General features: G+C 59.1%; 30 protein-coding genes. 7 read left to right on the top strand and 23 right to left on the bottom strand.

What is annotated here, in order from left to right:
- Nucleotides 1-11: 11 nt before the first annotated feature.
- Together OKB77_RS10975 and hsdR are read left to right on the top strand one after the other, a co-directional pair.
- Nucleotides 12-1808 (top strand): GmrSD restriction endonuclease domain-containing protein, encoded by a 1797-nt coding sequence (locus OKB77_RS10975; RefSeq protein WP_270817616.1) that lies wholly within the window; start codon nt 12-14, stop codon nt 1806-1808.
- A gap of 67 nt (nt 1809-1875) precedes the next feature.
- Entirely contained in the window at nt 1876-4290 is a 2415-nt protein-coding gene (gene hsdR / locus OKB77_RS10970) for an EcoAI/FtnUII family type I restriction enzme subunit R (protein WP_270817615.1), read from the top strand.
- A 97-nt stretch (nt 4291-4387) separates the two neighbouring features.
- On the opposite strand, the gene OKB77_RS10965 is transcribed toward hsdR, so the two are convergent.
- From OKB77_RS10965 to OKB77_RS10855, 23 genes are all read right to left on the bottom strand, one after another.
- On the bottom strand, nt 4388-5563 hold the full coding sequence (locus tag OKB77_RS10965) for a site-specific integrase (RefSeq protein WP_270817614.1): 1176 nt from the start codon (nt 5561-5563) through the stop codon (nt 4388-4390).
- On the bottom strand, nt 5530-5727 hold the full coding sequence (locus OKB77_RS10960) for a hypothetical protein (protein WP_042642185.1): 198 nt from the start codon (nt 5725-5727) through the stop codon (nt 5530-5532). The genes OKB77_RS10965 and OKB77_RS10960 overlap by 34 nt, the downstream gene beginning before the upstream one ends.
- Nucleotides 5720-6157, bottom strand: a complete 438-nt coding sequence (locus OKB77_RS10955) for a hypothetical protein (RefSeq protein ID WP_043163220.1) — start codon at nt 6155-6157, stop codon at nt 5720-5722. Before OKB77_RS10955 ends, OKB77_RS10960 begins: the two co-directional genes overlap by 8 nt.
- 136 nt (nt 6158-6293) lie before the next feature.
- The gene (locus tag OKB77_RS10950) at nt 6294-6605 is read right to left on the bottom strand and encodes a DUF4406 domain-containing protein (RefSeq protein WP_210538398.1); all 312 of its coding nucleotides are present in this window, start codon (nt 6603-6605) and stop codon (nt 6294-6296) included.
- A gap of 3 nt (nt 6606-6608) precedes the next feature.
- Nucleotides 6609-7322: a hypothetical protein gene (locus tag OKB77_RS10945; protein WP_270817613.1), complete on the bottom strand. Its 714-nt coding sequence runs from the start codon at nt 7320-7322 to the stop codon at nt 6609-6611.
- Nucleotides 7323-7364: 42 nt separating this feature from the next.
- Nucleotides 7365-7583 (bottom strand): hypothetical protein, encoded by a 219-nt coding sequence (locus OKB77_RS10940; RefSeq protein WP_143237264.1) that lies wholly within the window; start codon nt 7581-7583, stop codon nt 7365-7367.
- Complete coding sequence (locus OKB77_RS10935) at nt 7547-8458, bottom strand: hypothetical protein (RefSeq protein WP_270817612.1); 912 nt, start codon at nt 8456-8458, stop codon at nt 7547-7549. The genes OKB77_RS10940 and OKB77_RS10935 overlap by 37 nt, the downstream gene beginning before the upstream one ends.
- Nucleotides 8455-9066 carry a hypothetical protein gene (locus OKB77_RS10930; protein WP_270817611.1) on the bottom strand — a complete coding sequence of 204 codons (612 nt, stop codon included), beginning with the start codon at nt 9064-9066 and terminating at the stop codon, nt 8455-8457. The genes OKB77_RS10935 and OKB77_RS10930 overlap by 4 nt, the downstream gene beginning before the upstream one ends.
- Nucleotides 9063-9344 (bottom strand): DUF7446 family protein, encoded by a 282-nt coding sequence (locus OKB77_RS10925; RefSeq protein WP_270817610.1) that lies wholly within the window; start codon nt 9342-9344, stop codon nt 9063-9065. The genes OKB77_RS10930 and OKB77_RS10925 overlap by 4 nt, the downstream gene beginning before the upstream one ends.
- Nucleotides 9341-9856, bottom strand: a complete 516-nt coding sequence (locus OKB77_RS10920) for a hypothetical protein (protein ID WP_270817609.1) — start codon at nt 9854-9856, stop codon at nt 9341-9343. Before OKB77_RS10920 ends, OKB77_RS10925 begins: the two co-directional genes overlap by 4 nt.
- Entirely contained in the window at nt 9853-10764 is a 912-nt protein-coding gene (gene rdgC / locus OKB77_RS10915) for a recombination-associated protein RdgC (protein WP_270817608.1), read from the bottom strand. The genes OKB77_RS10920 and rdgC overlap by 4 nt, the downstream gene beginning before the upstream one ends.
- A gap of 19 nt (nt 10765-10783) precedes the next feature.
- A complete protein-coding gene (locus OKB77_RS10910; protein WP_043163230.1) occupies nt 10784-10963 on the bottom strand; it encodes a hypothetical protein in 180 nt (59 codons plus the stop codon).
- 58 nt (nt 10964-11021) lie between these two features.
- Nucleotides 11022-11606 (bottom strand): MT-A70 family methyltransferase, encoded by a 585-nt coding sequence (locus OKB77_RS10905; RefSeq protein WP_064339862.1) that lies wholly within the window; start codon nt 11604-11606, stop codon nt 11022-11024.
- Entirely contained in the window at nt 11603-12823 is a 1221-nt protein-coding gene (locus OKB77_RS10900; protein WP_270817607.1) for a hypothetical protein, read from the bottom strand. Before OKB77_RS10900 ends, OKB77_RS10905 begins: the two co-directional genes overlap by 4 nt.
- Before the next feature lie 13 nt (nt 12824-12836).
- Nucleotides 12837-13013, bottom strand: coding sequence for a hypothetical protein (locus OKB77_RS10895; protein WP_154109894.1), 177 nt, complete (start codon nt 13011-13013; stop codon nt 12837-12839).
- A gap of 7 nt (nt 13014-13020) precedes the next feature.
- The gene (locus OKB77_RS10890) at nt 13021-14124 is read right to left on the bottom strand and encodes a hypothetical protein (protein ID WP_053288685.1); all 1104 of its coding nucleotides are present in this window, start codon (nt 14122-14124) and stop codon (nt 13021-13023) included.
- A gap of 49 nt (nt 14125-14173) precedes the next feature.
- Entirely contained in the window at nt 14174-15151 is a 978-nt protein-coding gene (gene bet, locus OKB77_RS10885) for a phage recombination protein Bet (protein WP_270817605.1), read from the bottom strand.
- The gene (locus OKB77_RS10880) at nt 15148-15948 is read right to left on the bottom strand and encodes a PD-(D/E)XK nuclease-like domain-containing protein (RefSeq protein ID WP_270817604.1); all 801 of its coding nucleotides are present in this window, start codon (nt 15946-15948) and stop codon (nt 15148-15150) included. The genes bet and OKB77_RS10880 overlap by 4 nt, the downstream gene beginning before the upstream one ends.
- Before the next feature lie 433 nt (nt 15949-16381).
- On the bottom strand, nt 16382-16744 hold the full coding sequence (locus OKB77_RS10875) for a hypothetical protein (protein WP_270817603.1): 363 nt from the start codon (nt 16742-16744) through the stop codon (nt 16382-16384).
- Nucleotides 16745-16746: 2 nt separating this feature from the next.
- Entirely contained in the window at nt 16747-16938 is a 192-nt protein-coding gene (locus OKB77_RS10870; protein ID WP_270817602.1) for a PA3496 family putative envelope integrity protein, read from the bottom strand.
- A 74-nt stretch (nt 16939-17012) separates the two neighbouring features.
- The gene (locus OKB77_RS10865; protein WP_171269027.1) at nt 17013-17792 is read right to left on the bottom strand and encodes a tetratricopeptide repeat protein; all 780 of its coding nucleotides are present in this window, start codon (nt 17790-17792) and stop codon (nt 17013-17015) included.
- A gap of 312 nt (nt 17793-18104) precedes the next feature.
- Complete coding sequence (locus OKB77_RS10860) at nt 18105-18359, bottom strand: hypothetical protein (RefSeq protein ID WP_171269026.1); 255 nt, start codon at nt 18357-18359, stop codon at nt 18105-18107.
- A gap of 510 nt (nt 18360-18869) precedes the next feature.
- Nucleotides 18870-19568: a helix-turn-helix domain-containing protein gene (locus tag OKB77_RS10855; RefSeq protein ID WP_234924031.1), complete on the bottom strand. Its 699-nt coding sequence runs from the start codon at nt 19566-19568 to the stop codon at nt 18870-18872.
- A 53-nt stretch (nt 19569-19621) separates the two neighbouring features.
- Here OKB77_RS10855 and OKB77_RS10850 point away from each other — a divergent pair, with 53 nt between their 5' ends.
- The 5 genes from OKB77_RS10850 to OKB77_RS10830 are packed head-to-tail and all read left to right on the top strand — an operon-like array spanning nt 19622 to nt 22422.
- Nucleotides 19622-19837, top strand: a complete 216-nt coding sequence (locus OKB77_RS10850; protein WP_064339872.1) for a Cro/CI family transcriptional regulator — start codon at nt 19622-19624, stop codon at nt 19835-19837.
- A 41-nt stretch (nt 19838-19878) separates the two neighbouring features.
- Nucleotides 19879-20268 (top strand): hypothetical protein, encoded by a 390-nt coding sequence (locus tag OKB77_RS10845; RefSeq protein WP_113736126.1) that lies wholly within the window; start codon nt 19879-19881, stop codon nt 20266-20268.
- A gap of 3 nt (nt 20269-20271) precedes the next feature.
- Nucleotides 20272-20490, top strand: coding sequence for a hypothetical protein (locus OKB77_RS10840; protein ID WP_005310218.1), 219 nt, complete (start codon nt 20272-20274; stop codon nt 20488-20490).
- A 53-nt stretch (nt 20491-20543) separates the two neighbouring features.
- Nucleotides 20544-20699 (top strand): hypothetical protein, encoded by a 156-nt coding sequence (locus tag OKB77_RS10835; protein ID WP_270817601.1) that lies wholly within the window; start codon nt 20544-20546, stop codon nt 20697-20699.
- Entirely contained in the window at nt 20692-22422 is a 1731-nt protein-coding gene (locus OKB77_RS10830) for a DNA cytosine methyltransferase (RefSeq protein ID WP_270817600.1), read from the top strand. Before OKB77_RS10835 ends, OKB77_RS10830 begins: the two co-directional genes overlap by 8 nt.
- Nucleotides 22423-22447: the final 25 nt, after the last annotated feature.

Raw genomic sequence — 22447 nt, 5'->3', positions numbered from 1 at the left:
TTTTTCTCATTATGTCTACCCAGCGTTATTCTGTTACCCCACATCCGGTCGAAACCCTGCTCACTTGGGTTAAATCTGGCGAGATAGCCATTCCTGAAATTCAACGTCCTTTTGTATGGGAGGCAACTCGAGTACGTAATCTACTTGATTCCCTGTATCAGGGCTATCCGGTCGGATATCTGATCGCCTGGCGTAATCCAACAGTAAAATTAAAGGATGGCTCAACATCTGCAGGTAAGCGCATCCTGATTGACGGCCAGCAGCGTGTCACTGCGCTGATGGCCTCACTACTGGGGGTAGAAGTCCTAACCGAGGACTATGAAACAGTCCAAATCAGAATTGCCTTCAACCCCCAAACCGAGAGTTTTGAGGTAAGTAACCCCGCTATCCGTAAAAATGCAGCTTGGTTGCCTGATGTTTCTGCCGTATTCAATTCAACAACTAGCGTATTTCAACTAGTCAGCGACTATTGCGTAGCAAATGCAGGATGCTCCCAAGATGCAATTTTTAAGGTAATCGAACGATTGCGTGGCATTGTGCATAACCATGTAGGTATCATCGAGTTAGCAGAAGACTTAGACATCGAGACTGTGACTGAAATATTCATTAGAGTGAATTCAGCAGGGGCTCAACTTTCACAAGCTGACTTTGTCATGTCCAAGATTGCGGCAAACGAAATCTACGGCGGTAATGTGCTCCGCAAGGCTATTGATTACTTCTGCCATCTTGCCGTGTCTCCAGATTTCAAAGCAAAAATCGAGAAAGGTGATACTGCTTTCGTGGGGGCTGAGTTTTATCGCAAGATGAAGTGGATCTGCGATGTAAATGATGACATCTATGCCCCCACTTACACCGACATGCTGCGAGTGGCGTTTACCTCCGAGTTTGGGCGCGGCAAGTTGCAAGACTTAGTGGCACTGCTCTCTGGTCGAAACTTCATAACCAAACAATTTGAAGAAGGTATTGCCGAAAACTCTTTCACTCAGTTGAAACAAGGTATTCATGCATTCATCAATGAAACCCACTTTAAGCGCATCACAATGATCTTGCGCTCGGCAGGTTTTATCACCAGTAGCATGATCACTAGTCAGAACGCGGTGAACTTCGCTTATATCGTTTATCTAAGAGGGCGTAAAGAAGGCATTCCGGCATCAGAGTTGGAGCAACTGGTACGACGCTGGTTTGCGATGTCAGTGCTACGTGGGCGCTATAGTGGTTCACCTGAATCAACTTTTGATGCCGATATCCGCCAAATTGAAAGCCGTGGTGTAAGGGACTTCGTTCAAACTGTCATTCCTACTGAGCTACCTGACAGTTTCTGGACAGGCATGCTGCCACAATTTATGGCAACGTCATCGATAAAAAGCCCCTACTTCCTCTGCTATAAAGCAGCCCAAAGCAAACTTGGCGATAAGGGATTCCTCTCAACAAACATTACCGTTACAGACCTGTTGTTGAACCACTCAGATATCCACCATGTCTACCCGCGGCATTATCTTAAAGGATTGGGGTTCAGCCCGAGCAGTTACAACCAAATCGCCAACTATGTCGTTGCCCAAAGTGAGATAAATATCGCGATCAGCTCTAAAGCACCCGATATCTACTTCAGAGAATTGTCCGAACAGTGCAAAAAAGGCGAAGTGAAATACGGTGGCATAACTGATCAACAAGCTATGCGTAACAATTTCAGAATGAACTGCATCCCCGAGAGCATGCTCGACGGTGAGATAAAGGACTTCAATGCATTTTTGGAAGAACGCCGGAAATTAATGGCATTGAAGATAAAAGAGTGGTTTGAGCAGTTGTAAGGCATTGAAGTGTCACAACTGTCACCGTTGATTGCTCGGCAGTTGGCCACATAGACAGGGAGAGAACGTGAAGAACGAAGCAGAAACCCGCAGCGACCATATCGACCCTATGCTGGTGGCCGCTGGCTGGGGCGTCACCCCAGGCAGCCGCATTCGCCGCGAATACCCCATCACCTTGGGGCGGCTGGAGGGTAATGGCAAGCGAGGCAAGGCACTCTCGGCTGACTATGTGCTGGAGTATCGCAATACCAAGCTGGCAGTGGTCGAGGCCAAAGCGTGGGACAAACCGCTCACCGCCGGGGTGGGTCAGGCCAAGGATTATGCGAGCAAGCTCTCTATCCGCTTTACCTATTCAAGCAATGGCCAGGGTATCTATGCCATCGACATGGAGACCGGCAAGGAGGGGGAAACCCTGACCTTCCCGAGCCCGGATGAGCTGTGGAATGCCACCTTTGCGGTGCAAAATCGCTGGTGGGATCGCTTCACCGCCGTCCCCTTTGAAGACAAGGGTGGCTACTGGCAGGGACGCTACTATCAGGATATCGCTATCGAGCGGGTGTTGAAGGCCATCAGCCAAGGGCAAGATCGCATTCTGCTGACCTTGGCAACTGGCACTGGCAAGACCTTCATCGCCTTCCAGTTGGCCTGGAAGCTCTTTCATAGTCGCTGGAACATCAATGACTGGAAGAGCGAAGGTGAACCGGCCCGCCGCCCCCGCATCCTGTTTCTGGCCGACCGCAATATCTTGGCCAATCAGGCGTTCAACAGTTTCTCTGCCTTCCCGGAAGATGCTCTGGTGCGGATCTCCCCCGATGAGATCAGAAAGAAAGGTCGTGCCCCCAAGAATGGCAATATCTTCTTCACCATCTTCCAGACCTTTATGACTGGCAACGATGCCGAGGGAAAACCGGCCCCGGTATTTGGTGACTACCCCGCCGATTTCTTCGACCTCATCATCATTGATGAGTGCCACCGGGGCGGTGCCAACGACGAGGGCAACTGGCGGGATATCCTCAACTACTTCAAGCCCGCCGTGCAACTGGGGCTGACCGCAACGCCCAAGCGTAAAGATAACGTCGATACCTATGCCTACTTTGGCGAGCCAGTTTATAGCTACTCCCTCAAAGAGGGGATCAACGATGGTTACCTGACCCCTTTCAGAGTGCGCCAACATGCCACCACACTGGATGAGTACATCTACACATCGGATGACAAGGTAATTCAGGGGGAAGTAGAACGAGGTCGGGTTTACACCGAACAGGACATGAACCGCATCATCGAGATCGGCGCCCGCGAGAAAAAACGGGTCGAAATCTTTATGAATGAGATAGACCAGCGCCAGAAAGCTATCGTGTTCTGTGCCACCCAGGAGCATGCGCTGGCGGTGCGAGACCTCATCAACCAGATGAAAAAGAGCAAGCACCCCGACTATTGCCATCGGGTCACCGCTGACGACGGGGCGCAGGGCGAACAGTGGTTACGCGATTTTCAAGATAACGAGAAATCGATCCCGACTATCCTGACCACCTCGCAAAAGCTCTCAACCGGCGTCGATGCCCGCAATGTACGCAATATCGTGCTGATGCGTCCGGTTAACTCGATGATCGAGTTTAAACAGATCATCGGCCGGGGCACCCGGCTGTGTGATGGTAAGGATTACTTCACCCTGCATGACTTTGTAAAAGCCCATCACCACTTTAGCGACCCCGAGTGGGATGGTGAGCCCCTTCCAGCCGAGGTCTGTGAACGCTGCGGCACCTCTCCTTGCTCCTGCGAGAAAGCACCGCCCAAGCCATGCAAGGTCTGTGGGGAGCGCCCTTGTGTCTGCCTGAAAGAGCCAGAGCCCGAGTATCAGTGCGAGGTATGCGGCAATAAGCCCTGCACCTGTCAGAAGAAAGAGAAGATCAAGATTGAACTGGCAGACGGCAAGGCCCGCAAGATCCAACATATGAGCGCCACCAGCTTCTGGCACCCGGATGGTACGCCGATGTCAGCCGCCGAATTTATGGACGAGCTGTTTGGCAAGTTGCCCGAGTTTTTCAAGGATGAAGACGAGCTGCGCGCACTCTGGAGTGAACCGGGCACCCGCAAAAAGCTGCTTGATGGTCTGGCAGAGAAAGGGTTTGGCATTGACCAACTGACAGAGATGCAGAAGGTAATCGAGGCCGAGCAGAGCGACCTGTTTGATGTGCTGGCCTATGTCGCCTATGCCGATGATCCCATGACCCGGGAAGAGCGAGCAGCGCAAGCCGAGGCCATGCTTGGCCAGGAGTTTGACAGCAAGCAACAAGCCTTCTTGAGTTTCGTGCTGGGGCACTATGTCAAAGAGGGAGTCACTGAACTGGATGACACCAAGCTGGGGCCACTGCTCAAACTCAAATACAACAACGCACTGGCCGATGCCTTTGCCGAGTTGGGGAACGCCGAGGTGGTTCGTCGTGCCTTCGTCGGCTTCCAGAAGTATCTCTATCAGGGGCAATGAGGAGGATGAACGGTTTTGGTGCATAAATGGCCATAAACAGCCGGGGGATTTGAACCCCCGGACTGTGCAGCTTTACCAATTGAACTATAAGGCTTTTTTATTTTCCGGTTGGATTTTGGATCAGGATTGGCGCTTTTGCTGTCTGGCCGTCGTACTCGGCAAGGTAGGATCCGTAGTGCCGAAACAGCATTTCTGGCCCCTTGTGTCCCATCTGGGTGGAGAGCCAAAACAGGTTGCAACCGCGGCTGATGTTGGCGGTGGCGAAGGTGTGGCGGGTTTGGTAGAGGTGGCGGTAGCGAACGCCGGACCGCTTGAGGGTGTAGAGCCAGGCTTTCTTCCTGATGGCGTCGGCCCCGGCCCAGGGCTGGTTGAGCTTGGGGTCGTCAAAGACATACTCCCCCCGCATTAAGGTGAAGCGCTTCTGGCTGGTCAGCGCCGCCAGCGCCTCGCTGGTCAGCTCGATGGTGCGAGTCCCGGCCCGGGTCTTGGTGGTCTTGATGACCCCGACCACTTTGGCGCGCGACACCTGCACGGTGTTACCGACCCAGTCGATCTCCTCCCAGCGCAGGGCGCACAGCTCAGACGGCCGCATCCCGGTTGCGAAAGCGAAGGAGAACAGGTTGGCCCACTGCTCATTGATGCCGTGGGCTGTTGAGATGATGGCGGCCACTTCCTCCGGGGTGAAGGGGTCCACGTCCTTGGCTCCCTGTTCGGGAACTGAACTCCCGTCCAAATATCGGGAAACGGTCACCAGCGAAACCGGGTTTGATGCCAGCAAACCATCCGTGACAGCCTCGTCGATGGCGCTGCGCAGGAACGACAGCCGGTTGCGGGCCGTCTTCGCGGTAGTGCCTCCCCTGATCAGCCAGTTTTTCACCTGGGCGGGGGTCAGCTCCGAGACGGTGATCCCGTGCAGGTCGGCAAGTGCCTTGTGGCATTTGCGGTACCCAACCATTGTGGATGGGCTCAGCCCCCGGCGCTCACATCGCTGCAGGTACTCGTCCAGGTAATCGGCCACCTTGGCGGCGATCGAGGCACCACCGAACATCCGCAGCTTCTTGGACTTCGGGAAGTAGTCGGCGTAGGCGAACTGGCCACGCTCAATCTTGCCTTGTATCTCCCCGAGCAAGCGGGAGGCGTAACGCACGTTGGCGGTGGTGTTCGGCAAGTTGGACAGGGGCTCGCGACAGCGAACCCCCTTGAACGTGAAGGTGATATTGATCGTCTCCCCGCGGACCGTTACGCCGCGTGGGAGCTGTTTTTCATTGCCCACTTGGTCACCTCCGCGATGTTGACCCAACGCTCCTTCACCCCGTCCACGTTGACGATGTGCACCCCCAGCTGCCAGATGCCGCGCTGGATCCGCTTGTTGATGGTGTCCCGGTCGGTGAGCTCGATAGTGCTCAGGTAGGTGCTGAGCGGGATGGCGTCAGGCATTCTCATTATGATGAGCTGGCCCTGAATGTGGGTTTGCGCCGGGTCTGCTGCTGTTCCCATGGTTGTTGGTCCTCGTCAGTCTGGTGATTTCATCCCGGCCCGCTCGGTTGTAGAGGAAGCATTCCACCTGCTTCCTGCTGCTGACCGCCTGGTCAAGGCGGTACTCCCCGAACGCCGGGCGTTTGAGTTGGTGCTGGTTGGCCAGCCGGCCAATGGCCTGGGCACTTACCCCCAGCTCCTTGCCCAGCTCGGTGGCGCTCCAGAGCTGGCCAGCAACCCGGGGCGCTTCGATAGGCAGATCGAAGTGCGCAAGGATGCGGCCAATCTCGGCGAGCTTGGCCGATCGGGAAAGGGTGGGGGAGCGCACGGCGCTGACCAGCTCGTTGAGAAGCTGGCTGTCCTGGTCGATGGTCAGTTGAAGTTGTTGCATGGCGTGGCCCTCCTGTCTCAGAGGATGGGGCGCCGGGTGGATTGAAGGAAGGGCCGCGATTACAGCAGGGTCAGCACCATCAGTGCGGCCAGGGTGTTTAGCGCCAGGATGGCGAGCCCGGCGGCCCGCTGTCTGGTCATGCCGCCACCTCGTCAGCCAAGTGCGGCACGGGGAGGATTATGGCCTTGCCGAGCTTGATGGCCAGGGCGTGCTCTGCTCTGGCGCCGGCGCTGCGCTCCCAGCCAGGCAGCATGACCAGCTGATCTGCCATCTTGACCATCTCGATGCAGATGGCCATGTATTCGTGTTGCTCCAGCCCATCCGGCAGGATCGCCGGGTTTAGGGCCACATGGCCCAGGCCAAGCAGGCGGTGCGCCTCGGCATTGAAGGCGTCGCGGTTGAAGTTCGGCAGGCCTGAGATAGGCCCGGCTATGTAGATTTTCGCCATGGCTCACCCCACTCGTTCATACTTTGCAGCAGGCACAGTCTCATCAACCGGCTCGCCACACTTGCGGCAGCGGAACACGCTGGATCCGTGCTCGCTGTAGTTCTGCGGATCCAGCCCATCCGGCAAACCCTCATCTGGATAGAAGGGGCGCTTCTTGTCGGTCCGGATAGTGCGGCGCGGGCAGTCCAGTTCGACACTGATGGGCTCGCCACAGCTGCACTGGTCGCGCACCACGCGGCCAAAGATGCCCTCAATGGCGATCCCGGTGCGGGCGGCGATGCGCTCCTGAATGCCCTTCTTGGTGATGGACACGGCCATGCGCATCATCTGGAACAGGCTCTGCTCGTCCTTGGTTTCGATGCACTGGCGGATGTGCGCCATCAACTCGGGCGGGACCTCTCCCGGGAATTCTGGCTCGGCCTGCACGTCGGCAATGCAGGCAGTGGTGGATGCCTTGACCATGTTCACCAGCTCGGTGACCGTGGCGGGGTTGGCGGCGGCGATGAAGTGGGCGTTGGCGCGGAACATCTCACCGTAGTGCCCGCCTTTTTTAGCAGACGGAAGAGAACAGATCAGCTGGTAGCCACTGCCATTCCAGTCAGCAGGATCCTGCCTGACGCTCCAGTCTCCGAATTGCGGGGTTTCAGCGGATACCGCCCAAGGCCCAGGCGTTGAGGATTTGGCCAGCTCCAGCAGTATTTCCAAGTCAATATTCATGGGGATCTCCAAAAGGAAGCCCCGGACTGGCCGGGGCTCTGGTTATGCTCGCCAGCCCCGGTACCCGATAAAGCCGGGATCCATGACTTGCCTGAACGGCAGGACGGGGAGGTGGGCTATCAGGGTCTTGAGCTGGGGGTTATCGGGTTGGCTGTCGATGGTGACCCGGGCGCCGGGGTTGATGCGGAGGTATCTGGCGCGGGTCTCTTCGGCTTCGGTGCGGGTCAGGCCGGGCTGAATGATGGGGGCTCGGTAGCGCACGGCTCACCTCCTTGTAACACCGCAGGCGCGGCGAGATCCGCCCGCACATACGGCACCTCGCAGCCAGTCACGGAATCAGCGCACCAACTCACCTCGCTGGTATCGCTCGGGAATGGCTCGCTGTGGTAGTGGCTCTGGTCGCCAACCTGCAGCCAGATGCGCTCCGGCGCGGTGCGGATGGTTTCAGTAATTGTCACGGTAGGGGATGGCAGCTGGTCAGCCAGTAGCGCGTCTATGCGATTATGCAAAGCTCGCGCTTCATCTTCGCCGACACCGCCGCACTCCCAGTTGAACGCATCCATGGCCTCCCTAAGTACCGGTTCAGAATCCCGTACGAAATCAAGCGCCGCCTTCATACGGCTCTGCACTTGGTCGTGCTGCTCCTGCAGCTCGCGGTAGTCGGCGGAGACCGGTGAGGTGGCGGCATCAGTCCATTCGGTGTCAGGACGACCCTGATTTAGGCTGGACAGCACTCTGCCTCTAGCACCCTTAACCTGATCCCACGCTTCCGCGCCGTTCTGTGCACCTCCTGGTGCGTCGAGTCCAACGCAGATGTCGTGCAGCTCATCCATCATCATGGCGAGAACGTCGTTGCTGGAGTGCCAAAACGCTTGCCCTGTCAGCGCTTTCTCTATGCGCTCAAGAAAGGCATCAACAACCGGCAGATCGTCGGTTGCCACCCCGATCGCCGGCACTATTTGGGTTACCTCTCGCAACAGGTCGGCCAGCAACTGGCAGCGGCCGCCCATCTTCATGACCGAATCAGCCAGCCCGCTAATTTCGGAAAAGGGGACAAAAGCCCCCTCCTTGTGCTCTTCCATGCAGAGCCAAAACGCGCCGCGCTTGTCGCTCGATGTGCAGTTGTATCGCTTCACGATTGCTCTCCTTCCACAAATTCGATGGCGTCAGCCACTTCCGGCAGCACCTTGTCCCAGCTGGCGATATCGCCGTTCTTGTGCCATCCAGCCACGCCTTCGCTGCTGTTCATCACGCTCTGCACCGCATACATCGCATCGAGCAGCACATCCCGCTGCTTGGTCATGGCGGACAGCTTCTCTGCCGGGGTGAGACCTTCGGTGCGCTGCATGGTGATGGTGAAGGGGCCGGTTTCAGGGTGGTTACCGCTTAGCTCCAGGTAGTTAGTGGCGCCACTGGCCTTGAACTGGCCAGCGAACGAGGCGGCCAGCAGTTGCACCGCGACGCCTGAGATACTGAGGTTGATCCCGTCATTGGCGTCAAACTGGCTGATGAAGGCTTGCTTGGCCACAAACTCGGCCAGCGTCACGCCCTCCAGATCCTTGGTGGGGTAGCCGTCCAGCAGGTTCCAGCAGGCGACGATGCGGCGGCCATTTTCCTTGCCTTCGCAGTTGGGAAAGCCTTCATCACTGCGGGGCCAGAGTTCACAGACGCCATAGCCATCGATTGATCCGACCGACTGGCCGTTACGAAAAAGGGCCAGAAGGCCCTTGGTGTGTTCGGTCATGCTGCACCACCTTGTGACTCAGTTGCGCTCTCTGCTTTCGACTCAACCTTCTCAGCCGTCATCACCATCTTGCTCCCGTCATCCAGATCCCAAGCGATTTCGCCACCTTCAGCCATGACGAGTTGCCATACCATCTGGGCAGCCTCGTTGGTGACGTCGCGCCCGGGGTCGTTACCAACGCGCAGGCGACCACCTTCCACGTCTCGCATCTTTGCCAGCTGAATGGTCTTGCTCAATGGAGAGAAGCCGAGCTGAATACGTGCTGGTGATTTGCTCATGCCGCCTTCTCCTGTCTCAGGCTCTGCTCAGCCGAGTTGAATTCGCTACCAAGGATCTCGATCATCATCGGTCCGACCTTGGCTCCGGTACGCAGGTAAATCGCCCCATCATGGGCAAACATGGTGAAGCCGCCACCAAACAGCAACTCACCCCAGTTCAGACCCATGGACTCGTAGAGCGGATTGGTATCCACTGATTCGGGGAACATTTCCCAGTAGCGATCCTGCAGCTCCTTTTGTTCTTTGGCCTTGCCCTTCACCTTCCCCCGGCGCGGAGCTGACAGGTAGTGCTGGTCAGGCTTGGTCCATAGGTCTTTATCTTCGCGCTGGTAGTAGTTGTTCAGTACCAGATGGGCACACTTGAAGCGGTTTACATCGCTGCTGAACTTCGGCTTGCCATCAAACTCCTTGCCAAGAATGTTGGCCTTCTCTATCAGAGCGCTCTTTGCAGCTTCAAAGGCAGCGTGGGCTGCCAGCACGCCGGCATCGGTGGTTTTGTAGAAGCTGGTCATAGCGGAGCCTCCTCGCCACCCAAGGCGGCAAACAGGGCCGGTATAAACTGGGACAGCTCGCCTGTCACCAGTGCAAAGTCGGCGTCCATGCGGGCTGCAGGATCCTCGCTGGTGATATCGTCGTTCTGCTCGCGCAGCTCCTCGCTGAACTTGAGGCGCTTGATGGAGAGGTCATCACCCAGCACAAAGCTGATGTTTTCACCCCAGCAGAGGGCCAGCTTGGTGACCAGCTTGTCGTTGGCGAGGTGGTTTTTCACCTCGTCGGTCATCAGATCCTGCTGCTTGAAGCGGGCGATCCCGCCGTGCTCCATGGCGCTGCGCAGCTCTGATTCATCTTCCAGGGTGAAGGAGGCCGGCAGGTTGCCCTCTTGCAGCCACTCGGTCATGGTGATTTCTGGCGGGTTCTTGAGCGCCACCGGCACCACCGGCAGGCTGCCGATGGACTTGCGCAGCAGGGCCAGCACGTCCTCGGCCTTCTTGGCGGAGGGGGCATCGACCATCAGCAGGCCGTCTGCCTGGTTAATCCACGCGTAGGTGTTGGCGGTGCGGCTGAACGCCCGGGGCAGCAGGGTGTGCAGCAGCTCCTCCTTGAGCGCTTCCTTCTCTTTCTTCTTGAGGGCGCGGCCCTGCTCGTACTCGATGGCCTCCACCTTCTCTGCCAGCGCTTCCTTGATGACGGCGGTCGGCAGGATCTTGTCCTCGCGGCGTGCGCACAGCAGGATCTGGCCGTTGGCGGCATGGGTCAGGGTTCGGCCGAACTTGCCGAGAGGGCTGGTCCAGCCGAAACGGGAAATATCCTGGCTGCCGCAGGGGGTGAAGGCGCACGCCTCCAGTTGGGTTTCCAGTTGTTCGGTGGTCAGCTCGAACGGGCGGGTGAAGCGGTAAACTTGAAGGTTTTTAAACCACATGGTCTGGGTCCTGTGTTGGTTAGTTGCGGGCTTTCTTGGCCTGCAGGTCGTGGATCTTCTTGGCTGCGGCCTCGGCGGTTTGCCTGTCGCAGGTGATGCCGCCTGGCAGGACGAACTTGCCGGGCTGCTTGGGATGGGGCATGACGACGCCCAACCCGATGACTACTGCGCCGCAGTAGGGGTTTTCCGTGGCTTTCATGGGGTTCCTCGACTTGTCCACCGTTTCTGTGGGGATGGCGGTGGGTGGGTTGGGGGTATCAGGCTGCGGACTGCTCTGGTAGTGATGGAGCTTCGTTGCCCCAGCAGTCCCAGCCTGGGGCGGCCGAACGGGCAAAGAGCTCGATGCGTGGGACATCACCGCACAGCTTTTCGATGGCCTCTCGGCACTCGTGCGGCTTTTCGCTGTGGCGCCCCACCTTGGCTCGAATGACCGAGCGGACAGCCTTGTCCACTACCAGATTGCTGACTTTGCCCTTGATGCCGATCAGGGCGCACTCCGCACCGGCCCGTGTCGCCCACCCCATACCGAAGTGGGGGTTGTCGTTTACGGTGCGCTTCTCCCACACCAGGCCGGTCATGGTCATGATCCGGAATCCCCAGGCTTGGCACAGGTCGATGGCCTCTTGTGGCATGCTGCCTACCCACCACATGACCAGCATGCAGTTGTCGTCTGCCAGCCTCGCCACTGGCAGCGCCTTCATGTCCTCTATCGATGTGACGCTGTACACCTGCGCAGCCCCGCTTTTCATTGAGCCGCCTGACTTCTTCGATTTGAATTGCCAGGCTGGGTCCGCGTAGATCACTCGGTACTTGTGGTTTGTGCTGTGGATGTCGATCTTCATGCAGCCTCCTTGTGCTGCTCAGCGTGCTGGCCAGCTGCAAACTGCTCCTCCCACAGCTTCACCTTGAGCTCGCAGGCGTAGACGATCTGGCCTACCAGCTTCGCGCCGATCCCCCTGACCTTATTCAGTGCAGCTCCCTGATTGCTCAACACTTTGTAGAGGGTGTCGAGCCCGGCTTGCTCAAGCGGTCTGATCACGCGCGGCGGAAGGCCGCATTCATGAATGCTTACCGTCTTGGCCCAAGTGGCGCGCGGCAACAGGTGGGGATGGCTCTGCTCCAGGGCCTCCTGCATGAAGGCGAAGATGTCCCGAGTCATGTCGTCCGGGGCCCCGGAACCATAGGGCGCCGGGTAGATGGGGTTCATCCACTGGCTCAGCATGACCGAGCAGCCGGAGCCATCGGATTTCATGGCGTGCAGCTTCCAGTTGAGGTCATTGATGAGGTAGGGGAGGTTTGACTGCAGGCCGTGATCCACCAGGTAAACATTCCAGAGCGTGCCGTCCTCGCCCTTGTAGGTCTTGGCAAGGTGCTTGAACCAGACCAGCTTGGCATCACGGCAGCTCTCGAGCTCCATGATGACGCCGTGGCGGCGTTCCAGCTCACGATCCTGCTCGTTGATGGCGTCCAGCAGGTCTTTGATTCGCCGCTCGAGTTTCAGCACCTCGGCGCGGTAGGCGGCCTCGTTGCTCTTGTGCTTGGCGATGGCGGTGCGTTGCTCCTCAAGCAGCTCGTTCTTCTCCTTGATGCGGCGTTTCATGCCTGCCGGATCCATGGCGTTGAGGTCGGCCAGTTGGCGCTCGAGCTGGCGGGCGCTGTATTGCAGGGCGCTGTATTTGGTCTGGACATCGTTTAGGGCGCGCTGGGCCTTGTAGAGCTCGTCTGCCATGGCCTCCAGCTCGGCGGCGCCTTCTTGCCGTGCTGCTGCAATGCGCTGCTCGGCTTCGGCAACCTGCTGGCGCAGCTCGCTGACCAGGGCCGCCTGGGTGAGCAGTTCGCTATCCCGGCCTTCCAGCTCGCCGATCAGGGTGTTGAACTCGTCGATGTGGGTGTTGGCCGCCTCGCTGATCATGGTCAGGTTGGCAGTGAGCAGGGTTTCAAAGCTGCCGATGGCGGCCTTGGCCGGGCCGTCAGGCATCAGCATGATGTTGCGGATCTGGCTGGTGAGGGTGTTCAGGGCAAGGCTGGTTGCCTCGCTGGGGTTCAGTTCGGTGGTCATGGTCGGGGTCCTGTTAATGATGGCGCGGTTTCTGGTAGCGGGCATGCAGGTTTTCGCTGTCAACCCAGCGAGTGGCTAGCACGATCAGTGCGCGCTGGCCGTCCGGTTTTACGGTGGCGCCGCGCTTGCGGTACGCATCGATCGCCTTATCGCGCTCCACGGTGGTGAGGTAGGCTTGGGCAAATTTCATGTAAACCTCAGTAGTTGATGGATAGGTGCTCGATCTTGTTGCTGGCGATGTGCTTGATGAGGTTGATGGCTTTCCCCTCATCGATCCCCAAGCCCATCAGGTCCATCAGGATGGCGTTGTTGATGGTGCGGCGGTGCTCCATATCGGCGGCGCGCGCAGCATCCTCTGCGGCTTTCTGGCGCTGCACGTCGGCGATGCGCTGACGCTCTTGTTCTGCGGCGCGGGCGGCAGCCTCTTCCGCCTGGTGTGCGGCGTTGGCTTCGGCCTGCTGGCGGGCCAGCTCGGCGGCTTCGGCATCGCGCCGGGCTTGTTCTTCACGTTCACGGGCGGCCTGGGCTTGGCGCTGTGCCTCCTGCTCGCGGTGCTGGGCGGCTTCACGCTCCAAGCGCTGGCGATTCTCTTCCTGAAGGCGGGCTTGCTCCGCCGCCTGCTCGGCTATCAGGCGCTCGCGGTCGATGCGATCCTGTTCGGCCTGCTTCTGGCGCAGCTGCTCCAGCTCTGCCTGCTCGGCTTCGTACTTCTGGCGGGCTGCCAGGGCCTCGCCGAGGCGCTTGGTTGCCAGCTCCTTGGCGACGGTCGCCTGGGGCAGCAGCTCTTGCCAGGAGTCGTCCATGGCGTTCTGCTCGACCTCCTGCAGCATGACCTGCAGGTCGGCGGCGGCGATCTCGATGCTGGCAGAGGATCCCAGTTCATTGAGGCGGGCCAGTCGGGATTGCAGTGCTGCCACCCGGGCCTCCTCTGCCGCTTCGTACTGGGTGAGCGGGGCGCGCACCTCGTCTTTCAAGGTGTCCAGGGTGTCGCGCAGGGTTTTGCGGTTGGCGTCGATGCGCTTGGGGATCTCCTTGTACTGGTCGGTCAGCTCTTTGCCGAGCCCGTCCAGGTAGGTCTTGGTGCGGGCAACGGCATGGGCGACGCTGGCGATCTCCTTGCGCCCCTTGGGGGTGGTAATGTCGGGCACCAGGCTGGTTGCCTTCTGGCGGATATCGGCCAGCAGTTCAGCCACGCCCTGGCCCTCGGTGAACAGGGCGACGGCGGTGGTGGGTTCGATGACAACCAGCTGGGCTTGGGTGTTGTCTGCTTTGGTCTTTTCGACAGTGGCTTGTTCGGTCATGGTGGGGTCCTTGGGATTGAAAAGGCCCGCAGTGAGCGGGCCTTGTTGGTTATTGCTGGGCGCCGTTCCCGGCACTGAGCTGCTTCTTGCGCTCGCCGGCGATCTGCTTGATACCTGCGATGATGTTCTGGTCGCCGGTTTCGTTGGCCCAGGTCCAGGCGGTGGTGTAGGCCTGCTGCCATTCGGTGGTATCACATGCCCCCTCGATGGCGGCGCAGTGGTCGGCGTAGGCGTTGGCGTGGTCCGCCTGGGCGGGTTCGGCCATCTGCTCATGCTCCAGGGTGACCGATTCGGTGCTCTGGCTGCGGATGGCATCCAGGGTGCGGCTCTTCGCTGGGGAAGTCTGCTGTGGCTGGTTGCCTGGGATCTCGTTGATGATGATCTCCTTGCCCTCCATCTCCTCGGCGGTGGGCTCGCTACCGATCTCCGGCCAGGCCTTGCGCAGCGCCTGCGCCTCGGTGCACTTGGCGAGCTGGGCATAGGGCCGCTTGCGCCACATGGCGTTGGGGCACTCGGTCTTGCCGCTCTGGGTGGCGTAGTTCTCCTTCCAGCGCTCCAGGGCGTGGAAGGCAACCCGCTGGCCGTTGACCATCTTATAGACGGTGTACTTGCACCACTGCGGGTAGGTGACCTTGATCTTGGCGCTCTGGTTGTAGGGGTCTTGGAACTCTTCGGTGACATCCGGCCCGAACACGGGTTCATCGGCCCCCGCGTAGTTGCCGGAGCGATCGGCCTGGATCCGGTACATGCCGATCCCGGGCATCGGCACATCCCGCCAGACCTTCTCTTTGCTGCGGGCATCGGTTACCTGCATGGGGACGAGGTGGACCGGCTTGAGCAGAATATCCAGGCCGCGCGCCTTACAGTAGTCGATGGCCATGACCACCGAATCGGGGTTGGCTCCCGGGTAAATGGTGTTGCACAGGGCGTTCCAGGTCGGCTCGTCGATGCCTCGCTGGACGAGAATGGGGAACTGGGCGGCGAAGTTATCGGCCGCCTGCTGCTTGATACTGGTGATGTTGTTCATGCTGCTTTCCTTGTCGCCCAGGCTGGGCGCTGGAGGGGTTTGAAGTCGTGCCAGTCGTTGTTGACCCGGCAGTCGTGGAAGCGATGGAGGTCGCGGCGGAACAGGTCCTTGCCCGCATCCTTCCAGTCGTCGGGGAGGGGCCGCACCCGCACCGGGTAGCGGCTACAGTTCACGCTGGTGCTGACAGCCAGAAACACGAATTCCGGCTGCTCGCCCATCACCCGGTGGAAGCCTTCGGAGTACATGGCGTCCTGAACGTGGTAGCGGAAGTCCTCGACATGGCGCTCTAAGCGACTCATGTCGTCCACCGACTTCACGTCAATGATGACGGGGTGATTGCTCAGGTGGCGGTCGGGGCGGACCCGGCACAGCTCCTGGGTCTCTGGGTCAATCCAGTAGAAGGAGGCCTCGCTGTGCCCCTCCTGCTCCAGCAGCCAGCGGGCGTCCGGGTGGGCCATCACGCTGTCGCGCATCAGGTAGAGCTTGCGTCCCTCCTCGGCATCCATCACCGTCTTGCCCAGCTCTGCGCAGCTGGCTAGGAACTCGGCCTCTTCTGCCTTGCCGGCGTTGGTGCGGCGGTTGAACGGTGGGGCGATGATGAAGCGGTCTTTGAACTCGTCTGGCTCCAGCAGCAGGCAGTGGATGGCGCTGCCCATGTCGAAGGCCTTGAGCTTCTCTTCATCGAGCGGGGCGTTTTTGGCCCAGATGTAGGTGGCCGGGCTTTCGGCGATCTGGTCGAGCTGGCTTTTGCTGACCCCGGGGCCAGCGTGGTACTCCTCGTTGGAGAGGCCGAACACCCGGCCCAGCGGGTGTGCGGCGGACGTGTCGGCGAAGGCGTTCATAGAGGACCTCCTTCTGCTGTCAGTCTGCGACCTATGCGAGTGATGGCGCTTCTAATTTGGCCAAGCCTCACCCTCGCCCTGACTCGCTTCAATTTGTACTCGCGCACTTTCTGGCACCAGCAACAAACCTCATCCTTATCGACGCACTCCCGATAGAACTCTTCGAACTCAATGCATTCGTAAGGGTCTTGTTTTAGTGACCGGTATTCATTCACAACCGTCTCGAGGCATGGGGTGCCAAAGGAGTGAAAGTTACTTCCCTCTCCAGCTGTATCAACGCTTTTGCACCGAGAATATGCCTCAGAACCCAGCGCCTTTAGCCTGCGAACCTCATCGGCCCAGAAGGCGTGATCTCGCACCAGCGTTAAAATGCCAGTTTCTGTGGTTTTCATGCTGCGCTCCTGTCTTGGTACTGCTCCCATTGCTCCTCGCTCATGGCGTCGAGCAGGGCGGCGACGTGACTGCGCCAGGCGGCCTGGGCCAGCCCAGTCAGCCCAGCGTCAACCACCTGCCGGATGAACGGCTTCAGTTGATCATCATCGTCGCCGAGCGCGCGGCGGATGACTTGGTTTAATTGGCGGTGCTGGTCTGCATTGAGCTCGCCCAGCATGGTTGCCGGGTCCGTTTCAAGCATCTCAGCCAGCAGCAGAGGGCGGTTGGCGTCACACCACTCGGCGATCCACTCGGCCTTGGCGTTGGCCTCGGCCTCGCGGCTCTCCAGCAGGGCGAGCAGGGCGGTTTCGTTGGTCATGGCTACATCTCCATTTCCAGTTGCAGGGCTCGCGCTTCGTGATACTCCTCGATGGCGCGGCGGGTGGCGGCTTTGTTGCGGGCCATACGCGCCTGTTCGGCGGATGGGGCGGCGTCTACGTGGTACTTGCGGCGGGTGGGGGGCACCATCGCGCCGCGAAATCCCATCAGCTGGGCTTCGGTCAGTGGTTTCATGGTCTGGGTCCTGTGGTTGTAAAAACGAAAAAGCCCAGCATTTGCTGGGCTTGGTCGGATGGTCTAATTGGTGACTACTTGGGTTGGTATTTCTCGAAGTAGCTGGCCGCCAACTCTTGGCCTTTGGTGAGTTGGTCTGGGGTAAGGCGTTGTGCAGCATTGTCACGCGCTTCGCTGGATTGCTTGGAACCATTGGCTGCTGCTACGGAATACCAAGCATATGATTTAACAAAGTCCTGTGGAACGCCCTCCCCGCGAGAGTATATGGCGCCAAGGTTATGTTGCGCCATTTCATCACCACGCTCAGCAGCTTTGCGGAACCAGGTAACTGCTTGCTTATAATCTTGCGGCATTCCTCGACCTTCGCTGTACATCACCCCCAAGTTATACTGTGATCGCACGTGACCAAGTTCTGCGGCCTTGCGAAACCAAGATGCCGCTTGCTTGTCGTCTTGTGAAACCCCTAACCCATTGACTGACATGAGACCCAGACTGAACAGTGATTCGAGCTCCCCTTGCGCGGCCGACTTGTTGTACCAGAATGCAGCTTGTTTATAATTTTTAGTGATACCTCTGCCATCTTCGTACATCCGCCCCAAGAAGTACTGAGCATCAGCATGGCCTAGATCTGCAGCCCTCTGGTACCAAATTACAGCTTGCTTATCGTCTTGTGGCACGCCTTTACCTATGTCATAGCTAAGCCCAAGGAAGTATTGATCCTCTCTGTTGCCAGCCTCAGCTTGTTTGATGACCCTTGCCATGTCAGCAGCACTGGGTTCTGCCTGCGCTACTGGCATCACCAGCAACGTCAACCCCAGCAACACCGCTCCGATCCAACCCCCGACTCGATTCATAACCCCTCCTTGTTTCGAAGGGGGCATTATGGATCTGTTTGGGGCGGCTGTCAGCCTGCAACCCCCTGATGCAAGGGGCTCCAGGCTGGCCACTGTTGCCAGCGGCCTGCGTTCACGTTCACGCACCGCCTTCCGGATTGAACGGGGTATCGGCGCATCCCTACCGGCATCGGGATTCGTGGTTGTGAGCCGGTTCCAGGTTGTTAAAGAGCAGGCCCAGCCGAATTTGGCGTGAGCGAAGCCAAAGCATCCTTGCGGTGCTTGAGAAAGAGGCTTTGGCTACGGCGCTATGAGGGAAGCGCCAGACCCGGGTCAGATGGCGTTGCGGTGGAACTCGGCCCGCCAGTGGAGGAGGGCGCGGCATTTCATGGCGGTCAGGGTGCGCACCTTGGCAGACTGGGCGGTGCGGGCTGCGACGAGCTGGTGCCGCTCGGTGGCCATCATGGCAACCGTCAAGCGTTGCTTGATGGTTCGGCGGCGGGCGGCGTTGCCGTTCAGGCGGTCGGCGATGGCGGCAACGATCTGGTCGGCGCGTTTCGCGGCCCTGGAAAAAAGGCGTATGGTCATGGTACATTCACTCCTGTTGGCGAGTTGGTCCTCGCTAATTCCCACTTGATTCGTCATGCTGGGTCCTGATTGCTGGGGTTGGTCCCTCGGCTTTCACTGACCGGGTGGTACCCGGTCCTTCGAAGCCCGCCTTGTGCGGGCTTTGTCGTTCTTACGCGCTGGTCAGGCGCCTCACTTCTGCCCTGGTCAGGGGCCGGGTCCTGTTGCCGGGTGGTACTCAATTCTTTGCTGGCTTTTTACTCCGCCAGATCCGGAGGTTTGCCGGTTACGTCTCCGGCCCGGGCTCTCACCGTTCGTGTGGCATTACCCAAGACCTTCACCACGATTGGCCGCCTTCCACGCTGCCCCTTGTTGCTATCGGTCTTGGTCGTTCTCTCAAGAGGACGATGTGCAAACTGTATTCTTTAGAGAACGATTGGTCAATACCGATCTCTAAAATAAACGATATTTTTTTTGAACAACAAAAAACCCGCCGAAGCGGGTTAAGGGGAGGGAGAGGAGAGGGGGGGGTTACTTGATCTCGTTGCGCCTCAGTTCTGACAACTTGCCAAGCACGATAGCCTCACTGGATGTGACCGTGCCAAGCCTTGGATCGTCTACACCGTAAACCCATCCATCAATCCCCGACATTGCCCTTAGCAGCCGCGCTTGATCATTCTTTTCGAGCCTGATCAGCATTACAGCACCCTCCTCTGGAGTGCGGTCAGCCAAGCTGAAGATGCAGATGTCACCGGCCACAATGCCTGATTTTGATAGGTGATCGTTTGTGGCCTCGATGGCAATGCTGTGGCTTTGGTTCTCTGCCACCACATACCGCCCGCTATTCATGTTCGGCAGCATATCTGTTGCCAGGTTCCCCACGTCATCCAAGGTCCAGACCGGCACTTTATCCGAATTGAACTGAATGTCGTTCAGCAGATCACCACTGCTGCGGCCGGTGTATAGCCATATGGGATCAACCTTCAGCACCCTGGCAATGGAAATCAGGGATGACACTCGCATTTCACGATTCGGGTTATTGATGGTGTTGCTAATCACGCTCTTGGATAAGCCGGTACGGCGCGCAAGCTCAGACATGCTGATGCCCAACTCTTGCAGCTTTTCCTCAAGGCGTTGCCCGAAAGTTTTCATCAATAACCTCTTGTTCTCTTTAGAGACTAAATTGTAATTCCTTGACTGATCACTTTGGGAGACGATGAAGATTGACATCGTTCTCTATAGAGGACATCATTTGCATGTCACCATGCACAGGACCCAGACCAATGAAGAAACATGAAGTAATCGGCTATTTCGGCAATATGGCCCGCGCCATGAAAGCGATCGGTATTTCCCGCAGTCTTGCCGTGAAGTGGGGGGAGGTGATTCCTGCCCAGCATGCAGTCAGCTTTGTCATCGCCAGCAACGGCGAGCTGCGGCTGGGCCTGGAGGATTACCCCCTGCTCAAGGAGCAAGACCATTCTACCCAGCAGGCCGCCTGACCACTGGCCAGCTTTTCCACCCAACATAGAGGGCCAACCCCATGGGAAGAGTATCGCTCCCCGATCATGAAAATATGAGCACCCGCTCCCCGCTGCGGGTGCGCGGCACCCCAGCTCAGCGCCAGGTATGGCAGGAAGTAGGCGCCGAGTGTGGCATGACCGAAACCGCATTTGCCCGCACCTCGCTGCTGATCCTGCTCCAGGCCATATCTCAGCACGAGCCCACCATATTGGCGAGGGCCGTTAAACGGGCCAATCGGAGCTTGCTGGAGCAGGGTTTTCCGCCCGTGACCGTCGAGGAGATCCTGGAGGGCTCCGGCCTGCCCGAGCGCGGCCTGCTCCAGTTCAGCCAAGCAGACGAGGCCGCCTACAACGAGGAGCGCCCGCTGCGCCCCCTGCAAAAACTCATCAACTTTGTCCTCGGGAGGTAACCCATGACCATGCAATTACGTCCGCCGCGCCCGGCATCCCAGCACGTCAGCGATCGCGACAACATCATCCTGAAGTCGGTCATGCACGAGCTGGCCCTAGCCCTCGACGAGCCGCTGATCTCGACCGCTCACGCAGCCGGCACCGACCGCCAGGCCGTCCGCCTGGCCCGCGAGCTGGAAGCCCGCACCCTGGAGCGTGCCGAAGCACAACCCAGCGCATAAGCAGCACCTGCCCGCCTCACCAGCGGGCAGCTTAAACACCACAGGACCCAACAATGACCAATTCAACCATGGCCCATGGGGGCCACCCCTTGCTGAACGACCTCAACCACTGCCCACTGTGCGGCAGTGAGCTGCAGTCCGGCACCAATGACCGCTCATTTGAATGCCCGGGGTGTGAATACACCGAGCAGGAGGTGCTCCATGCGTAAGTCACAAGTCGCCTCAATCTGCCGCCACACCTTCAACCTGTTCGACGAGATCGTCGTGGACAACTTCGCCGGTGGCGGTGGGGCGTCTACCGGGATCGAGATGGCACTGGGCCGCAGCCCGGAGATCGCCATCAACCACGACCCAGACGCGATCTCCATGCACACCGTCAACCACCCCGAGACCGAGCACTATTGCGAATCGGTGTGGGATATCGTGCCGCGCGATGTCGTTGCTGGTCGCCCTGTTGGTCTGGTCTGGCTGTCTCCCGACTGCAAGCACTTCTCCAAGGCCAAGGGCTCGACCCCGGTCAGCAAGAAGATCCGGGGCTTGGCGTGGGTCACTCTGCGCTGGGCCGCCACGGTACGCCCCCGGGTGATCATGCTGGAGAACGTCGAGGAGTTTCAGACCTGGGGCCCGCTGCTGATCGACTCTGAGGGCAACGCTCGCCCTGACCCTGCCAAGAAGGGCCGCACCTTCAACAGCTTCATCAACGCCCTGCGTCGCCAGGGCTACAAGGTGGAGTGGCGGGAGCTGCGTGCCTGCGACTATGGCACCCCTACCATCCGCAAGCGCCTGTTCCTGATTGCTCGCCGGGATGGCGCCTCCATCGTGTGGCCAAAGCCGACCCATGGCGACCCAGCAAGTGCTGAGGTGAAGGCCGGGAAGCTGCTGCCGTGGCGGACCGCTGCTGACATCATCGATTGGTCAATCCCGTGCCCTAGCATCTTCCTCACCAAGGAAGAAGCCAAAGCCCAGGGGCTCAACGTTAAGCGGCCACTTGCCGAGGCTACGATGCGCCGGATTGCCAAGGGGGTGGAGCGGTTCGTCATCAACGCCGCCGAGCCGTTCATCGTGAAGTGCAATCACACCAGCAACCGCACTGTCTACGATGCTTTCCGTGGTCAAGGGCTCCATGAGCCTCTACAGACAGTCACCGCAGCCCCAGGGTTTGCTCTGGTGCAACCACAATTTGCCCCCTTCATCACTGAGCATGCCAACGCCAGTCATCAGCGCAACATGCCTGCGGATGAGCCGCTGCGTACCATCTGCGCCGAGGTTAAAGGGGGGCACTTCGCCCTGGTGGCGCCGGTCATCGCCCGCCAGTTCGGCAACTCTGTCGGCCAGTCAGTGGAAGACCCGCTGGGGACAGTGATGGCCAAGGCCGACAAGAGTCAGCTGGTGACCGCCTTCTTGGCCAAGCATTACACAGGCGTCGTGGGTGCCGAGCTGACCCAGCCGCTGCCGACCGTGACCACTGTTGACCACAATGCACTGGTCACCAGCCACCTGGTAAAACTGCGCGGCACCTGCCAGCACGGCCAACCAGTAACCGAGCCCATGCCCACCGTCACCGCCGGGGGGCTGCACATCGGCGAGGTGCGGGCGTTCCTGCTCAAGTATTACGGCACCGACTCAACCATCCCCTGCTCTGAGCCACTGCATACCGTGACCACCCGGGACCGATTCGGTCTGGTCACCGTGCGCGGCGAGGATTACCAGATCGTCGATATCGGGATGCGGATGTTGGAGCCACATGAGCTTTTCCCTGCTCAGGGGTTCTTGGACACGTATGTCATCGATCGAGACGCCAGCGGCAAGAAGTTCACCAAGGTCGCCCAGGTGGCCCGCTGCGGCAATGCAGTATGCCCGCCCGTTGCGGCTGCCCTGGTGCGCGCCAACCTACCAGAGATGTGTGCAGATGCGCAGGAGGTGGCGGCATGAGCGCTGTTATCAAATTCCCGGGGCC

This window comes from Aeromonas sp. Y318-3 (genome assembly GCF_027706185.1).
Lineage (GTDB): Bacteria > Pseudomonadota > Gammaproteobacteria > Enterobacterales > Aeromonadaceae > Aeromonas > Aeromonas veronii.
Note: the sequence above shows the minus strand (reverse complement) of the source record. Positions and strands in the feature narration are given on the sequence as shown.

Excerpts from the sequence above, each read along its gene's own strand:
- OKB77_RS10830 (WP_270817600.1), top strand. The coding sequence starts at position 20,692 with ATGCGTAAGTCACAAGTCGCCTCAATCTGCCGCCACACCTTCAACCTG.
- OKB77_RS10920 (WP_270817609.1), bottom strand. The coding sequence starts at position 9,856 with ATGACCAGCTTCTACAAAACCACCGATGCCGGCGTGCTGGCAGCCCAC.
- OKB77_RS10960 (WP_042642185.1), bottom strand. The coding sequence starts at position 5,727 with ATGCCTGACGCCATCCCGCTCAGCACCTACCTGAGCACTATCGAGCTC.
- OKB77_RS10870 (WP_270817602.1), bottom strand. The coding sequence starts at position 16,938 with ATGAAACCACTGACCGAAGCCCAGCTGATGGGATTTCGCGGCGCGATG.
- OKB77_RS10840 (WP_005310218.1), top strand. The coding sequence starts at position 20,272 with ATGACCATGCAATTACGTCCGCCGCGCCCGGCATCCCAGCACGTCAGC.
- OKB77_RS10855 (WP_234924031.1), bottom strand. The coding sequence starts at position 19,568 with ATGTCAATCTTCATCGTCTCCCAAAGTGATCAGTCAAGGAATTACAAT.
- OKB77_RS10975 (WP_270817616.1), top strand. The coding sequence starts at position 12 with ATGTCTACCCAGCGTTATTCTGTTACCCCACATCCGGTCGAAACCCTG.
- OKB77_RS10850 (WP_064339872.1), top strand. The coding sequence starts at position 19,622 with ATGAAGAAACATGAAGTAATCGGCTATTTCGGCAATATGGCCCGCGCC.
- OKB77_RS10895 (WP_154109894.1), bottom strand. The coding sequence starts at position 13,013 with ATGAAATTTGCCCAAGCCTACCTCACCACCGTGGAGCGCGATAAGGCG.
- OKB77_RS10900 (WP_270817607.1), bottom strand. The coding sequence starts at position 12,823 with ATGACCACCGAACTGAACCCCAGCGAGGCAACCAGCCTTGCCCTGAAC.
- OKB77_RS10875 (WP_270817603.1), bottom strand. The coding sequence starts at position 16,744 with ATGACCAACGAAACCGCCCTGCTCGCCCTGCTGGAGAGCCGCGAGGCC.
- OKB77_RS10955 (WP_043163220.1), bottom strand. The coding sequence starts at position 6,157 with ATGCAACAACTTCAACTGACCATCGACCAGGACAGCCAGCTTCTCAAC.
- OKB77_RS10930 (WP_270817611.1), bottom strand. The coding sequence starts at position 9,066 with ATGACCGAACACACCAAGGGCCTTCTGGCCCTTTTTCGTAACGGCCAG.
- OKB77_RS10890 (WP_053288685.1), bottom strand. The coding sequence starts at position 14,124 with ATGACCGAACAAGCCACTGTCGAAAAGACCAAAGCAGACAACACCCAA.
- OKB77_RS10945 (WP_270817613.1), bottom strand. The coding sequence starts at position 7,322 with ATGAATATTGACTTGGAAATACTGCTGGAGCTGGCCAAATCCTCAACG.
- OKB77_RS10845 (WP_113736126.1), top strand. The coding sequence starts at position 19,879 with ATGGGAAGAGTATCGCTCCCCGATCATGAAAATATGAGCACCCGCTCC.
- OKB77_RS10910 (WP_043163230.1), bottom strand. The coding sequence starts at position 10,963 with ATGAAAGCCACGGAAAACCCCTACTGCGGCGCAGTAGTCATCGGGTTG.
- OKB77_RS10865 (WP_171269027.1), bottom strand. The coding sequence starts at position 17,792 with ATGAATCGAGTCGGGGGTTGGATCGGAGCGGTGTTGCTGGGGTTGACG.
- OKB77_RS10905 (WP_064339862.1), bottom strand. The coding sequence starts at position 11,606 with ATGAAGATCGACATCCACAGCACAAACCACAAGTACCGAGTGATCTAC.
- rdgC (WP_270817608.1), bottom strand. The coding sequence starts at position 10,764 with ATGTGGTTTAAAAACCTTCAAGTTTACCGCTTCACCCGCCCGTTCGAG.
- OKB77_RS10860 (WP_171269026.1), bottom strand. The coding sequence starts at position 18,359 with ATGACCATACGCCTTTTTTCCAGGGCCGCGAAACGCGCCGACCAGATC.
- OKB77_RS10835 (WP_270817601.1), top strand. The coding sequence starts at position 20,544 with ATGACCAATTCAACCATGGCCCATGGGGGCCACCCCTTGCTGAACGAC.
- OKB77_RS10950 (WP_210538398.1), bottom strand. The coding sequence starts at position 6,605 with ATGGCGAAAATCTACATAGCCGGGCCTATCTCAGGCCTGCCGAACTTC.
- bet (WP_270817605.1), bottom strand. The coding sequence starts at position 15,151 with ATGAACAACATCACCAGTATCAAGCAGCAGGCGGCCGATAACTTCGCC.
- OKB77_RS10925 (WP_270817610.1), bottom strand. The coding sequence starts at position 9,344 with ATGAGCAAATCACCAGCACGTATTCAGCTCGGCTTCTCTCCATTGAGC.